The organism is Clostridium estertheticum (genome assembly GCF_018861295.1).
Taxonomy (GTDB): domain Bacteria; phylum Bacillota; class Clostridia; order Clostridiales; family Clostridiaceae; genus Clostridium_AD; species Clostridium_AD estertheticum_D.
On the sequence record NZ_JAHLDM010000022.1, the window covers coordinates 78316 to 93076 of the forward strand.

At 29.7% G+C, this 14761-nt stretch carries 11 protein-coding genes and 2 tRNA genes; 6 read left to right on the forward strand and 7 right to left on the reverse strand.

The window, feature by feature from the left end; genetic code table 11:
* Window positions 1–86: 86 nt before the first annotated feature.
* Window positions 87–845, reverse strand: coding sequence for an exodeoxyribonuclease III (locus tag KPL54_RS18755; protein ID WP_216108014.1), 759 nt, complete (start codon window positions 843–845; stop codon window positions 87–89).
* 217 nt (window positions 846–1062) lie between these two features.
* Between KPL54_RS18755 and KPL54_RS18760 the strand changes: the two genes are divergently transcribed.
* The 5 genes from KPL54_RS18760 (at window position 1063) to KPL54_RS18780 (ending at window position 5829) form a co-directional block, all read left to right on the forward strand.
* On the forward strand, window positions 1063–1443 hold the full coding sequence (locus KPL54_RS18760; protein ID WP_216108015.1) for a hypothetical protein: 381 nt from the start codon (window positions 1063–1065) through the stop codon (window positions 1441–1443).
* Between the two features lie 142 nt (window positions 1444–1585).
* Window positions 1586–2608 carry a CotS family spore coat protein gene (locus tag KPL54_RS18765; protein WP_216108016.1) on the forward strand — a complete coding sequence of 341 codons (1023 nt, stop codon included), beginning with the start codon at window positions 1586–1588 and terminating at the stop codon, window positions 2606–2608.
* 41 nt (window positions 2609–2649) lie between these two features.
* The gene (locus KPL54_RS18770) at window positions 2650–3654 is read left to right on the forward strand and encodes a CotS family spore coat protein (RefSeq protein WP_216108017.1); all 1005 of its coding nucleotides are present in this window, start codon (window positions 2650–2652) and stop codon (window positions 3652–3654) included.
* A gap of 12 nt (window positions 3655–3666) precedes the next feature.
* A complete protein-coding gene (locus tag KPL54_RS18775) occupies window positions 3667–4812 on the forward strand; it encodes a glycosyltransferase family 4 protein (RefSeq protein ID WP_216108018.1) in 1146 nt (381 codons plus the stop codon).
* 21 nt (window positions 4813–4833) lie between these two features.
* Window positions 4834–5829: a GDP-mannose 4,6-dehydratase gene (locus KPL54_RS18780; protein WP_216108019.1), complete on the forward strand. Its 996-nt coding sequence runs from the start codon at window positions 4834–4836 to the stop codon at window positions 5827–5829.
* 61 nt (window positions 5830–5890) lie between these two features.
* Here KPL54_RS18780 and KPL54_RS18785 read toward each other — a convergent pair whose 3' ends face one another.
* Window positions 5891–7198 carry a UDP-glucose dehydrogenase family protein gene (locus KPL54_RS18785; protein ID WP_216108020.1) on the reverse strand — a complete coding sequence of 436 codons (1308 nt, stop codon included), beginning with the start codon at window positions 7196–7198 and terminating at the stop codon, window positions 5891–5893.
* Between the two features lie 310 nt (window positions 7199–7508).
* On the opposite strand from KPL54_RS18785, the gene KPL54_RS18790 reads away from it, so the two are divergent.
* Window positions 7509–8333 carry an MBL fold metallo-hydrolase gene (locus tag KPL54_RS18790; protein ID WP_216108021.1) on the forward strand — a complete coding sequence of 275 codons (825 nt, stop codon included), beginning with the start codon at window positions 7509–7511 and terminating at the stop codon, window positions 8331–8333.
* 50 nt (window positions 8334–8383) lie between these two features.
* Here KPL54_RS18790 and KPL54_RS18795 read toward each other — a convergent pair whose 3' ends face one another.
* The 5 genes from KPL54_RS18795 to KPL54_RS18815 all read right to left on the reverse strand — a co-directional run bounded on the left by KPL54_RS18795 (window position 8384) and on the right by KPL54_RS18815 (window position 14592).
* A complete protein-coding gene (locus KPL54_RS18795) occupies window positions 8384–11662 on the reverse strand; it encodes an SNF2 helicase associated domain-containing protein (protein ID WP_216108028.1) in 3279 nt (1092 codons plus the stop codon).
* A 180-nt stretch (window positions 11663–11842) separates the two neighbouring features.
* Window positions 11843–11917 (reverse strand) — tRNA-Gln (locus tag KPL54_RS18800).
* 14 nt (window positions 11918–11931) lie between these two features.
* Window positions 11932–12006: transfer RNA gene (locus tag KPL54_RS18805), tRNA-Glu, on the reverse strand.
* Between the two features lie 156 nt (window positions 12007–12162).
* Window positions 12163–13215, reverse strand: a complete 1053-nt coding sequence (locus KPL54_RS18810) for a CdaR family transcriptional regulator (RefSeq protein WP_268037737.1) — start codon at window positions 13213–13215, stop codon at window positions 12163–12165.
* Between the two features lie 234 nt (window positions 13216–13449).
* Window positions 13450–14592, reverse strand: a complete 1143-nt coding sequence (locus KPL54_RS18815) for a glycerate kinase family protein (protein ID WP_216108022.1) — start codon at window positions 14590–14592, stop codon at window positions 13450–13452.
* Window positions 14593–14761: the final 169 nt, after the last annotated feature.

The window sequence follows — 14761 nt, forward strand, 5'->3', positions numbered from 1 at the left end:
TTGAAACCCAGTTCAAAAATTATAAATTAACTAAATACAATATCATTATACACTGAACTAGTTTAAATAAGTAATTTTAAATATTCCTATAAAATAATGCTCACAGGGCAATGATCTGACCCTATAACGTCATTTAAAATAGAGGCTTCCTTAAGCTCGCTTAATAAGTCCTTTGTTATAAAAAAGTAGTCAAGACGCCACCCTGCATTTTTTTCCCTAGCCTTAAATCTGTAACTCCACCAAGAATATTTTACTTCTTCTGCATGAAGATATCTAAAAGTATCAACATAACCATGAGATATAAATTTATCCATCCACGCCCTCTCTATAGGTAAGAAACCTGAATATTTTTCATTTGCCTTTGGATTTTTAAGATCAATAACATTATGAGCGGTATTATAATCTCCACAAATAATTAGTTTTTTTCCCTTTTTTCTCAACTTCTCACAGTAAGCCAGTAATTCATCATAAAATTCCATTTTATAATTTAATCTATCCTCATCTTTTTGACCATTAGGAAAATATATATTAAAAAGTGTGAAATTTTCAAATTCAGCTATTAATATTCGTCCTTCACTATCAAATTTTTCTATTCCAATCCCTCGCATAACAGATATTGGTTTTTGCTTAGTGTATACAGCTACTCCACTATAACCTTTCTTCTGCGCACAACAAAAATATGAATAATACCCTTCTATATTTTTAAGCTCATCACTTATTTGTTCCTCTTGAATTTTTGTTTCTTGTAAACATAAAACATCTGGTTGCTCACCCTCGACCCATTCAATAAATCCTTTATTCTTTATGGCTCTTATACCATTTACATTCCATGAATAAATTTTCATAAAAACACCTTCCTCGTAAAGTTATTTTATACATGTAAGTTACCTATATATTTATCATTTACTGTTTTTAATCAAGTATGTAAAACCCTTAATATTAATATATCATATTATTGAGTATTATAAAATTACCTTTTATACTTATTGTTTAAAATATGTCTTATTACTATCACCCTTATAGTTAAATCAGAATACTATTATAGTGAAGGGGATGTTATTCATGGATTATAGAGAAAAATATACTGGAAATAAAGAAAAGTTTTACTTTTTTTTAAAGGATGAAGTTATAAGATTATTCAAAGACAAGCTCAAAATAGATGGAGCTCTTGTTAACATACCAGATGATGAAGAATTGAATTACCAATTTAAACTTGATAGTGATAAAAATTATGGTGATTTTACAATTAAAGTTACGTGGGGACAAAAGCCAAAACAAACTAAAGCATTAGAAGAAGATATCAATATAGATTCTGCTGAGGAGTTCGAAGAAAAGACCAATATAAATTCTGATGATACATTAAAAGAAGATACCAATATAAACTCTGATGGAATGAAAATAACTACTGATGTAAGCTTTGATTATGAGCCCTTTGAATTTTAATAAATACTAAATTAACACTCCCTGGGGATGTTTTGTATGACTTTTCTTTTCCTAAACATTTATTAAGACTCCTCAGGGTTTTATATATAAATTTCAAGATTGATAGTGTTAACACTATCCATTGTTATAGGGAGGTCCCATTATGGAACAAGAAAATATAAATTTAATATTATCTCAATATAATATTAATATAGCTAGTATAAAACAACAATCTGATAAAGGTAAGAAGGCCGTCTGGTGGATAAAAACTACTGATGGTGATAAAGTCTTAAAAAAACACTCCTGCTCATCTAAAACCCTTGAATTTATACTCTCAGCTGTTGAGCACTTAAAAAATAGAGAGGTTAACTTATCTAATATTATTAAAACAAAAAACAATAATAATTATATAAAAGGAGTTAATTGCTGTTACGTTTTAAGTGATGCTATTATTGGCAATACCCCAAATGAGGACAAACCTCAAGAATTAAAAATGATAGTAGAAGAGCTAGCTAGTTTCCATTACGCATCTAGAGGTTTTGAATTTCCTGATGATTGCAAGCCAAGGTTACATCTAGGTCTTCAAAAGGAAGAGTTTGAAGGTCAAATGATTAAATTAAAAGGTTTTTATGATACCGAAATGTCTACTGCTAAACATTCAGAATTCGGACAAATCATTATATCACAGTTTCCTTATTTTTATAAAAGAATGCAATTAGCAATAGCTGAAAATGAGAAATCAGGATATGACCGATGGGCCCTTGAGACTAAAAATACAAATTGCCTTTGTCATCAAGATTTTACTGCTAGTAATCTGATTCTTACTAGTTCTAAAGAAATATTTGTTTTAGATATAGATTCTATTACTATAGATTTACCTACTAGAGATATAAGAAAATTTTTAAATAAGATCATGAAAAAGAAAGGCCAATGGGATTTAAAATTAACATCACAGATACTACAATGGTACAATGCCATAAATCCACTAGAACACTGGAAATGGCAGGTACTAAAAGAATCATTAATTTTCCCTCATCTTTTTGTAGGCATAATGAGCAAATATTATGAAAAAAGAGAAATCAGTTGGCCTGAGGCTAGATATATTGAAAGATTAAAAGGAATGATTAAAATAGAAAAATCTATTGAACCTATTTTGCAAGATTTCGAAAGAATTATCCCTTCATAAATTATTAATATATGGTATTAAATTGGATTGGAGGCATTAAATTGGCTAACGAATCAAATAATTATTTATTACTTGGTAGTAAAGTTCTTCTAGCGTACGATATAAAACCATTGAATTTAAAAATGCTTCAAAGTAAAGGTTTGAAAACATTATGGAAATTAACTTATAAAAATACACAACTATGCCTTAAAAGATTAAATCAAACTATGGAAGAGGCTCTTTTCTCGGTTAATGCACAAATATATATATTTAACAATGGTGGCATGGTGCCCAGGGTCTATCCTAATGCAAAAGGTAATTTTATAACTGAATATAACGGACAGTTATTTGTATTATACAGTTGGGTTAATGGGCGCGATATGAATTTAGAAAACCCTAAAGATTTAACCTTAGCATTACAGTCATTATCAAAATTCCACATAACCTCCATTGGATATGTGCCACCAATTAATTCTAAAACATCCTCTAAACTTGGAAACTGGCCAAAACAATATACATCTATGAAAAATAGAATGTTAAAGATAAAAGAAATTTGTATACAAACTCCTAATAATGCAAATTATTCGAGCTTTTTAGATCATATAGATCCAATCATAGAAATTTGCGATAAAACAATTAATCTAATTAATAGTTCTTCTTATAGTGATTTATGTAACATTAATCAAAAAGAGTCTTGTTTATGTCATCAGGATTTTGGCACTGGAAACGTAATGCTAAGGGACGGCAAAGGCATAGTTATAGATTTGGATAGTGTTACCTATGACTTACCTTCTCGCGATTTAAGAAAGATTATTGGGAAAAGAATGATGCAATTTAATGATTACAATATAAATAACATTGAAACTATATTAAAATTCTATGAAACAAATAATATTCTTTCACCAAAACACAGAGAAGTTTTAAAAATCGACTTAATGTTCCCTCATTGGTTCTTTGGTTTAATAAAAAGTATACACAAAAGTGATAAATCAATAAGTGCTCAAAGAATTTCTGCAATTTCTAGCTTCGAACAAAATAAATTTTCTACGCTTCAAAAATGGCTTTAAAGGAGGCATATATTGAAAATAGCAATGATTTGTACGGAAAAACTTGCCTTTCCCCCTATTAATGGTGGCGCTGTTCAAATGTATCTTGAAGGTGCCTTGCCTATGTTATCAAAACTCCATGAAATAACTGTATTTAGTATACAAGATCCTAAGCTACCTAACAGGGCTTTCGAAAATAATGTAAAATATATACGATTACCTGCACGCACTAGTGATGAGTACGTACTTGGTGTAAAAAAGTTTCTTACAAATGACTTTGATTTAGTGCATGTATTTAATAGGCCTCTCTGGGTCCCCTTCTTAAGTAGAGGCTTAACTTGCGCTTTTAGTTTAAGCCTTCATAATGAAATGTTTGGCCATAAGAAAATTAGTAATGAATTAGCAAGTTCCTGTATTAATAGGGTAAGCTTTATCACCACTGTAAGCGGGTTTATTGCAGATGGAGTAAAAGAATTGTATCCATTTGCCAAAGAAAAACTTCATCCCGTATATTCTGCTGTAGATTGCAATTTATATAAACCAGTTTATAATAATGATGTTAAGGATTCTAGTAGAAATATACTTCGAGCAAAATATGGTCTTAAGGATTATAAAACAATATTATATGTAGGCAGATTAACTCCCAAAAAAGGTACTCATATAGTACTCGATGCTATGAATTCTGTTATGGAGTCACACCCAAATACTGCCCTAATGATTGTTGGTAGCAAATGGTATGGTAGAAATCAGCCTACTGATTATGTTAAATTATTAAAACGCATCTCAAAAGAACTAAAAGGGCCAGTTATTTTTACAGGTTTCCTAAGTCCTTACGAAATTCCTAAATATTATAGCATAGGAGATATTTTTGTTAATTTGTCACAATGGAGAGAACCCCTAGCACGAGTTCACTATGAAGCTATGGCAGCAGGACTTCCTATTATAACTACTAATCGTGGTGGTAATGCAGAAGTAATGGAAGATGGTATAAATGGCTTTGTAATTAATGATAATGATTGTGAAAACCCAAGGGTTCTTGAAAAAAATATCCTTCGTCTTCTAGATAATAAAGAGCTATGTCTCAAGCTAGGAGCTAATGGTCGAAAACTAGCGCAGGAAAAATATAATTTTAATAGACTTGCTAATGATTTATTAAAACTTTTTGATAGTATTAAATAATTTAAATAAGGAAGTGTACTATTGAATAATTCAATTTTAGTAACTGGAGGAGCAGGCTTTATTGGTTCAAACCTATGTGATTATTTATTAAAAAACAATAATAAAATAATTATTGTCGATAATTTTAATGACTTCTATAATCCTTTGATAAAAAGAAATAATATCACTAAGATACAAAATTTAATGAAAATCAACAATATTACTGATGATAATTTGATAATAAAAGAAGGCGATATCCGAGATACAATTTTTCTGACAAAAATATTTAGTTTATATAAAATAGATATAGTAATTCACCTTGCAGCTATGGCTGGTGTTCGCCCCTCTATCATAAATCCATTTTTATATAACGAAGTAAATATGACTGGCACACTAAACTTATTAGAGTTATGTAATAAATATAGGATAAATAAATTTATATTTGCCTCCTCTTCATCTGTATATGGAAATAATGAAAAACTTCCCTTCACTGAGTCAGACTCTGTAGATTCGCCAATATCACCTTACGGAGCTACTAAGAAATCCGGCGAACTATTATGTCATGTTTATAACCATCTATATGGATTTAATATAGCCTGTCTTAGATTTTTTACTGTCTATGGTCCAAGACAGAGACCTGATTTAGCTATCTATAAATTTACAGAATCTATTTTAAAAGGAAAAGAAATTTCCATTTTCGGAGATGGCACTACAAAACGAGACTACACCTATATAGATGATATAGTTCAAGGCATAGATAAAGCCATAACATGGACAATTAAAGGCAATAATAACTATGAAATCTTTAATTTAGGCGATTCTACTACTATCATGCTTAAATATATGATAGAACGAATAGAAATCGAACTTAGTACTAAAGCAATTATGAAATATTTGCCTATGCAACCTGGTGACGTGAATATAACTTATGCTAATATTTCTAAATCGAAAGAAATTTTAGGCTATAATCCAATAACAAATTTTGATTATGGAATTCATAAATTTGTAAAATGGTTTAAAACTATCCCATTATATTAATAATACAAATAAATGACTACTACTTTATTATTTAAAGTAGTAGCCATTTTACTTATTTCTTTTAATTTTTAATATTTCCTTTTCCTACAGAATAATATGCTTTAATATTAGCCTCTTTAATTTTCTTTATATCCAATATATTTCTTCCATCAATTATTACAGATTCACGCATAATCTCATTAACCTTACATAAATCTATACTATAGAACTCATTCCATTCTGTACAAATTATCATTGCATCACAGTCTTCTAAACATTCATACATTCCATCACAATAAGTTATATCTGGGAATATATTTTTTATTTCCTTTGTGACCATAGGATCATAAGCTTTTATATTGACTTTATTCTTTAATAATTTTTCGATTATATATAAAGATGGGGCTTCCCTAATATCATCTGTATCCGGTTTAAACGTCAGGCCTAATATAGCTACTGTTTTCCCTTCAATTATTTTATAATGTTCTAATAATATATCTACTGGTAATACTCTTTGTTTTTCATTTACATCAACAGTAGCCTTTACAATATTTAGATTACAATTATAATTTTCAGACATTTTGACTAATGCTTTTGTGTCTTTAGGAAAGCAAGACCCACCATAACCTATTCCAGCTTTTAAAAACAAGGGTGAAATTCTCTTATCTAGTCCTAAAGCATAGGCAATTACATCAATGTCAGCGCAAGCTTTATTGCAAAGATTAGCTATTTCATTCATAAAAGAAATTTTCACAGATAGCATCGCGTTAGAGGTATATTTAATTAATTCTGCTGTTTCTGGGCTAGTTAAAACCATATTTATTTTAAATGGCTCGTACAATTTTCTCATTATCTCGAAAGCCTTTTGTGATTCTGAGCCTAAGACTATTTTATCGCCATAGAAAAAATCATGTATGGCCTTTCCTTCTCTTAAAAATTCTGGATTAGAAACCACATCAAAATATTCCTTTGGCACATGATTTTCTAATAACTTGTTTGTTATATATTTTTGAGTACCCACTGGCACCGTACTTTTAGTTACTACTACTTTATATTTATTAATATATGGTGAAATTAGATTTATTACTGCTTCTACTTGTCCAATATCTACATCCCAATTATCCTTTGTTGGAGTTCCTACAGCAATAAATATTATATCTGAAGATTTAATTCCCATTTCTAAATTGTCAGTAAACTTAACACTATTTGTATTTAAAGTCTCAATTAATAAATCGTCTAATCCCTCTTCAAAGATAGTTGGTACTCCATTTTTTAGCATGCTTAATTTATCCAAGTTTTTTTCTACACAAACAACCTTATTTTCTTTCTTACCAAAACATAATGCCGTTATAAGTCCTACATATCCAGCTCCAATAACGCATATATTCATACAATCACATTCTCCTCTTTGATAGTATCACATTTTTTATCATCTACACTTTCGCGTTTATCAATTATTTACCTTAGTAACTTGATAGCTAACTATTAGTATTATTAATAATAATCTATATTTAGAATCACACTTTTACTTAAATAAATCGCTTTAAAAGCTTATTCCACCTATCTAAATACTATATGAAGTTATTCATAATTTGGTGAAGACTGTATAACGTTATGGTATAATAAAATCAGAAAAATTAAAACTAAATAAAGATATAATCATTTACCATAAAATAAACACACAAAATAAGAGGTATAAAATGAGCTTTGTTAGATTATCTAAGACAGTTGAATATATGTATAAATTGCATCGTAGAAACTTTAAGTTGTACTTTAAACCTATAAAAACGCCGTTATACGAACCTATAGTAAAAAATTCTATTCATTGGGTAGGTCATGCTACTGTAGTCATTAATTTAAACGATAAGATTATAGTAACTGATCCTGTAACTAGTTTAAATCTTGGTGAACTAAAAAGGTTAGTTAAACCCTCTTTAAATTTAGCATCCATTAATATTGATTACATAGTTCTTTCTCATGGTCATATGGATCATATGAATTATTCAACTCTTAGGAAAATAAACAAAAGTGCTATAGTGATTGCCCCTATTTACTTAAACATCCCTTTAAAAATTTTAGGTTTTAAAAATATAGTGCTTCTAAACCACGCTGAAATATATAGTGATAGACACATAAAAGTAAAGGCATTAAAGGCGAATCACGATGGAAGGCGTTACCCTTGGGGAGCTAAGGCTGAGAGCAACTCCTATATAATTGAAAGTAATCTTAAAAAGATCTTTTTTGCTGGTGATACTGCTCTCACTGATGCATATAAAGATTTAGTAGCAGATGTAGCCATCATGCCTGTAGGCTGCTACAAACCTGATGAATTTCAAGAGATGCACTGTTCTCCAGAGCAAAGCTTTAAAATGTTTAAAATGACAAAGTCTAAATTAATGATACCAATTCATTACAAAACCTATATTTTAGCTCAAGATAAGGATGAGGACACTGTTAATACATTAGATAGAATAAATGATGGGAGTATAAAAATTATTGATATAGGCCAAACTGTAAAATTATAAATAACACAAAAGCAGGCAATAGAACCCTAAATTAGGTCTATGCCTGCTTTTTATACAAATAAATCTTCAATATCATTTTGACTCATCTGTGATAAGAACAATTCTGCTCCTGTTTCATCATTAATAACACTATCTGTAACTTCTTTTTTCTTTTGTTGAAGCTTAAATATTTTTTCTTCTATAGTTCCTCTTGCTATTAATTTTATAACCTCTACTGTTTTTTTCTGTCCAATTCTATGAGCTCTATCTGTTGCTTGAGCTTCTACGGCCGGATTCCACCAAGGATCAAAATGTATAACCATATCTGCACCTGTAAGGTTTATCCCAGTCCCACCAGCTTTTAGAGATATTAAGAATACCTGTGACTCTCCTTCATTAAAATCCTTCACCATCTTAACTCTTTTTTCCGACTTTGTTGAACCATCAAGATACATATAGTTTATATCTTTAGCATCTAATCTACTCGCAATATTCTTCAATACTCTTGTAAATTGAGAAAATATTAATATTCTATGGCCTTCCTCTAAACTATTATCTAAGATTTCATCTAGAGCTTCCATTTTGCCACTACCTCCATTATAATTTTCTATAAAAGTAGATGGGTCACAGCATATTTGCCTTAACCTTGTTAATATTGAAAGTACCTTAAACTTGCTTTTATTAAATCCTTTTTCCCTAACATCTTCTTCTAATTCTCCTTTAGCATCCTTTAAATAAGCTAAATAGATTTTCTTCTGCTCCTCCGTCATTTCCACTGAAATCCTATGTTCTATTTTTGGAGGTAAATCTTTTGCAACCTCAACCTTTGTTCGCCTAAGTATAAATGGCTTTACATGATTATTTAATTCCTTTAGTGCATTTGTATTTCCATCTTTTACAATTGGCGCTTCATATTTTTTTGAAAAAGCACTATGATTCAACATATAACCCGGCATTATAAAATCAAAAATTGACCAAAGTTCGGTAAGAGAATTTTCAATAGGTGTTCCTGTAAGTGCGAATCTTCCTAAAGCATTCAAACTTTTTACAGCAGCAGAATTTTGAGAATTAAAATTTTTGATAAACTGGGCCTCATCTAAAAAACAATATCTAAATTGAATCTTTTTATACTCCTCAAGATCTCGCCTTATAAGTGCATATGATGTTATAATCACATCATTGTCCCCTATGTTTTGTTTTTGTTCTTCTCTCTGTCGTTTATTCCCAGATATTACTATACAATTTAGCGAAGGAGCAAACTTTTCTATTTCATCCTTCCAATTGTATACAACTGATGTCGGGCATACTACGAGTGTTGGTTGTTTGATATCATTTTCCTCCACTTCTGACAAAATAAATGCTATAGCCTGGAGTGTTTTTCCAAGGCCCATTTCATCTGCGAGTATTCCTCCAAATCCACATTTAGCAAGAGTTTTTAACCATTTAAATCCAGTTTTTTGATAATCTCTCATTATACTATCTAAAGAACTTGGAACCGTTACTTTTAATTCATTTGTGTTTTTCAAATCATAAACTAACTCTTTAAATTTTTTATTTGTATCAACAAAATCCATCTGTTCTCGTTTTAATTTTTCTTCTATATATAGTGCATTATATTTAGAAAGTAGAATTTTATTCTTTGAAATATCTTTATCTTTTATATTTAGATACTCTATCATTTCTGCAACTTTTAGTAAATTATTAGAATCTAATAATACAAAACTTCCATTTTTAAGCCTATGATATTTTCTTTTTTCTCTTAGTGATGCAAAAATATTTTTAAGTTCAATATTATCTACACCTTCAATACTAAAGTTAAATTCTAGAAGATTATCTTTATTAAGTCTAATATTTGACTTATATCCAGTATTTCCATGAACACTTATTTTTTTAAATTCATCTGAATAATAAACATCCGCCATCTGCTGAAGTTTTTCGAGTCCTGAAACTAAGAACTCTAAAAGTTTATCCTCATCTAACATTTCAAAACCATTATCCCTGCGAACAAATCCAGATTCATTAAATTGATTTATGATACTCATTTCCTTATCCATGTCTCTTATAAGTGCTCTTCCCTCTTGTACTTTGTTTTCTTTACTATTAAAAGGGTTTATCTCTATATCTCCATATTTAAAAGTTATAAGAGCCTCAACATTTTCTGACTTTTTTTCAAAATAGACAATTGCCTTAAGTTCTTTTACATAAAATTCGTTTTTAAGAGACATATCTATATCAACTTTACTACTTATTTTATTTAATGTTGGAAGTACAAATGATGCTATATCATCTTTCTCTTCTTCATAAAATTCTATGCAACCATTTTTTTCATCTTTAAATCTATTATAAAAGGGCATATAAGTATCCCTTTGTGTAACTGGTGGCTCATATATTTTCCCTTCATAAAAAAAGAATTCACCATCACTAGTTAGCGAAACAGGCATATTATCCTTTTGTTCTAGTATAAATTTATTGTCTTCCCTATTTATATTAAACTCTAAAGGCATAGCTTCCTTTGTTATATGAACATTAGTAAATGTCTCACCTTTTATAACAACAGTTAAATCTCTATTGTATAAGCACTTTAATAATCTTTTAATCATACTATCAGTAAAATAAGCCTTTTTACCGGACAGAAACTTTACCTGGTTACTCTTATATGTATTTGTAGCCCCCGCTAACGACTGCAGTTCACCTGCTTCTTTAAAAATTTCTATAATATTTAGATCTTCATCCCTAAAAGAGTGCAAACAAGGATTATATGTAAATTTCTTACCAAATTCCATTGGCTCAAAACTTTTATTATAACAAATTAAGAATTCTTTTATATTTTTAACTACATATTGCTTATCCTCACCGATCTTTAGGCTCACAAATGATTTTGTATTATCGCTAATAGATCCGTACTCGTATTTTATATCTATATTTAAGTATATTTTTCCTCTTTGAGCCACATTAATATTATTAGTTATTTGTTTAATTAAATTATTTGTTTTAACCATTTTCTTAACTTTAATAATTTGTTCTTTCTCATTAACATACTTTAATAATGTAGCCACAACATGTTTGCACATATTTCTGCGTCCGTAATAACCGAAACTATATTTATTGCAATCACAGTTATAGTTTATAAATAAATTAATATCATCAAAACTTACATCTACTTTATATAAAGTATGATTTGAGGACTCTACATTTGAAGTTATCGTAGTTCGTGTATAGTCTTCCAGATTTTCCAGTTCTTCTATTTCTACATCTATGTCCTTAACCTTATTATTTAAATAGTAATTACTTCCAATTTTATAATTCTCTTTATCAGTATTTTCTCGTATTATCTCTTCATTGATATCAATATTATTACTCAAAAATTTCACCCCTATGTTTTCTAGTTGCTAGCTTTTTTCTAAATAACATTTCCATATAAATTATCATTTTCAATATATAAAAAAATAATCCTAGCAAAATAAATTTATGCTAGGATTACTTATATTCATCATATTAAAAAACTATTATTCTTAATTTGATTAAATCTTTGGCTAGAGTGGCAGGATTCGAACCTGCGAATGCCAGAGTCAGAGTCTAGTGCCTTACCGCTTGGCTACACCCCAATAAAAAAAACAAATGGTGACTCCTAGGGGAATTGAACCCCTGAATCCACCGTGAGAGGGTGGCGTCTTAACCTCTTGACCAAGGAGCCATATTAGCTATTCGCGTTTCAGCGATTTGCACTACGAGATATAGTATACCTCGTATTTTAGTATAAGTCAAATAAATTTCTAAAATAAATATATTTATGTCCTTTTTAGTATATTATTAGCATGATTACTAACTTTTATTCTATAAAAACAAGGTATTATCTCCAAATAATCCCACATAATAATTCAAATAAATCTAATAAAATTTTCGGATTTTTTCCTGTCAGTTGTTTTATTCTTTCCAACCTGTAATTTAAGGTATTCCTATGTATATTAAGGCTACTAGCCACTTTATTAATATCACCATTTTGTTCAACATATGCTTGTATAGTTTTAACAAGTTCTAGTTTATTCCCAGATTTATCAAGATTTAAAAATAGAGAAATTAATGATTCTTTATTATCATAAGATAAATGAATAAAGAACTTTAAATCATCATAATTGTATATTAAAGATGATGGTTTTATCTTAATACCGAATTCCATTGCTAGTTCTGCATTTTTTAGTGAAACAGCAGCAATATCCTCTTCTCCTCCTAAACATATTTTATTTATGTCTGAGTTCTCTTCAATATAACTTAATATTGTATTATTTTTATAATTACTTGTAGTAAAAAATACTGTTTTATTATCATCTATATCATAATAATGAGGGTGCTTATTACATAATATTCTAAATTCACTTGAATTTGAATTTATATACACAAGAATAGCCTGACACTTTTTTGTAAGGTCAAGACCATAACTTTTAGCCCTCGCATCAAAATCTTCATCATATTCCGTTGTTCTGTGAGCCAAATCCTGATAAAACCTCTGCCTATTTAATCTTTTGTTCTGAATTTCCTCATCCAGTTTAGATTGCTCAATTAATAAAGCGGCAGTTACACGAACAAGCTTACTAAACCTTCTCACCTCATCAGGATGTCCTGTAATTCCTATTACTCCTATTATATTTCCATCTATAATAATAGGCTCGTTTACCCCTGGTTTCATTACTCTGTCTTCTTCTTCATATACCTCATTTATAAATTGATTATCTATTGCTTTTCTAGCACCTTCATGAACATTCCCAATACGTTTAATATCTCCACTACCTATTATCACTCCATTTTCATCCATGACATTTATATTGTAAGGAATAACATCCATCATTTGCAAAACAATTCTTTGTGCTATAGTTTTCGATAACTTCATAGTACTAACGTTACTCACACCCTTCTGAAATGTCGTTAAATGTTTTTTAATAATGCCTTCTTATTAATTCACTTTCTAATCATAAAGTATACTCATAGATACTTCTATTTTTTTGTAAATACAAAAGTGGATTCCGAAGAATCCACTTTTGGTGTATAATTTAAATATGATAAATAAAGAAACTATACACTATTATACCAATAATTGTGAAGTTTATCAATTAGTTTTTGATGGCACTCGCATTTTTGTAAATTATAATAAGTTCATAAGTCTTATTATATTTTCAGCTGTTTTTTCAACGTTTTCTGGTCCATTCACTAAAGCTTCCTCAATAGAAGTTACTCCTTGCATGATACCAAATATTGAATCTATTCCACTTTCATATAATATATCTATGCCTTCACCAACTTTTCCAGCTAATGCAATAACTGGCTTATTGTGCTTACTAGCAACTGCAGCAACACCAAAAGGAGTTTTTCCATATTGAGTTTGGTAATCTATACTTCCTTCTCCAGTCCAAACCATATCTGCATCTTTTACTTTTTCTTCTAGTCCAGTATATTCAATTACCATTTCGATACCTTTTTTCAAAGTACCATTTAAAAATGCCAAAAGTCCAGCCCCGAGTCCTCCTGCGGCTCCAGCACCTGGTACATCTATAACATCTTTACCAAGTTGATTTTTTATTATACCTGCATAGTGTTTCAAGTTATCATCTAATATTCCTATCATTTCTTTGGTGGCTCCCTTTTGTGGACCAAATACATTTGAAGCTCCTTTTTCTCCACAAAGTGGATTGTTAACATCACAAGCTACTTCGATCACGACTTCTTTTAATCGAGGGTCAAAATTCTTTAAATCAATGCTACTTAGTTTTCCTAATTCTCCACCACCGAAACCTAATTCATTACCTTGCTTATCTAATAGTTTTCCACCAAGCGCTTGTACAACTCCAGCTCCACCGTCATTTGTAGCACTTCCACCAATACCTATTAATATTTTTTTTACTCCATGATTTAAGCACGCATTTATAAGCTGCCCAGTACCATAAGTTGTTGTTAACAAAGGATTCCTTTGCTTTGCAGGTATTAGCTGTATTCCACTGGCACTAGCCATTTCTAAAATACCTACTTCTCCTTGTCCTAAGATACCATATTGTGCTTCTACCATATTTCCAAGCGGTCCAACTACTTCTAAAGAATATACTTTTCCATTAGTAGCATCTACCAATGATTGCATAGTTCCTTCTCCTCCATCAGCCATTGGTACATGTACGCAGGTAATTTTATCATTTGCCTTTTTTATTCCTCTTTCCATTGCCGTGCAAACTTCTTTTGCTGTCATACTTTCCTTAAAAGAATCTGGTGCTAATACAATAACTAAATCCTGTTTCATATATATCACTCCTAGCTTAACTTATATTTTTATTAGATAAATAAGTATAAATTTATATTTGCATGTTATTTTAAAAATCCATATATTATAGTTGCTGTAATCATCATAGATCCACCAACCATAGATTCATATGGAATAAGTTTCATACGTTCTTTAATTTTCATTTTTA

Bases quoted from the DNA above. Each gene is read 5' to 3' on its own strand.
- KPL54_RS18755 (WP_216108014.1), bottom strand. From the start codon at position 845: ATGAAAATTTATTCATGGAATGTAAATGGTATAAGAGCCATAAAGAAT.
- KPL54_RS18760 (WP_216108015.1), top strand. From the start codon at position 1,063: ATGGATTATAGAGAAAAATATACTGGAAATAAAGAAAAGTTTTACTTT.
- KPL54_RS18765 (WP_216108016.1), top strand. From the start codon at position 1,586: ATGGAACAAGAAAATATAAATTTAATATTATCTCAATATAATATTAAT.
- KPL54_RS18785 (WP_216108020.1), bottom strand. From the start codon at position 7,198: ATGAATATATGCGTTATTGGAGCTGGATATGTAGGACTTATAACGGCA.
- KPL54_RS18790 (WP_216108021.1), top strand. From the start codon at position 7,509: ATGAGCTTTGTTAGATTATCTAAGACAGTTGAATATATGTATAAATTG.
- KPL54_RS18815 (WP_216108022.1), bottom strand. From the start codon at position 14,592: ATGAAACAGGATTTAGTTATTGTATTAGCACCAGATTCTTTTAAGGAA.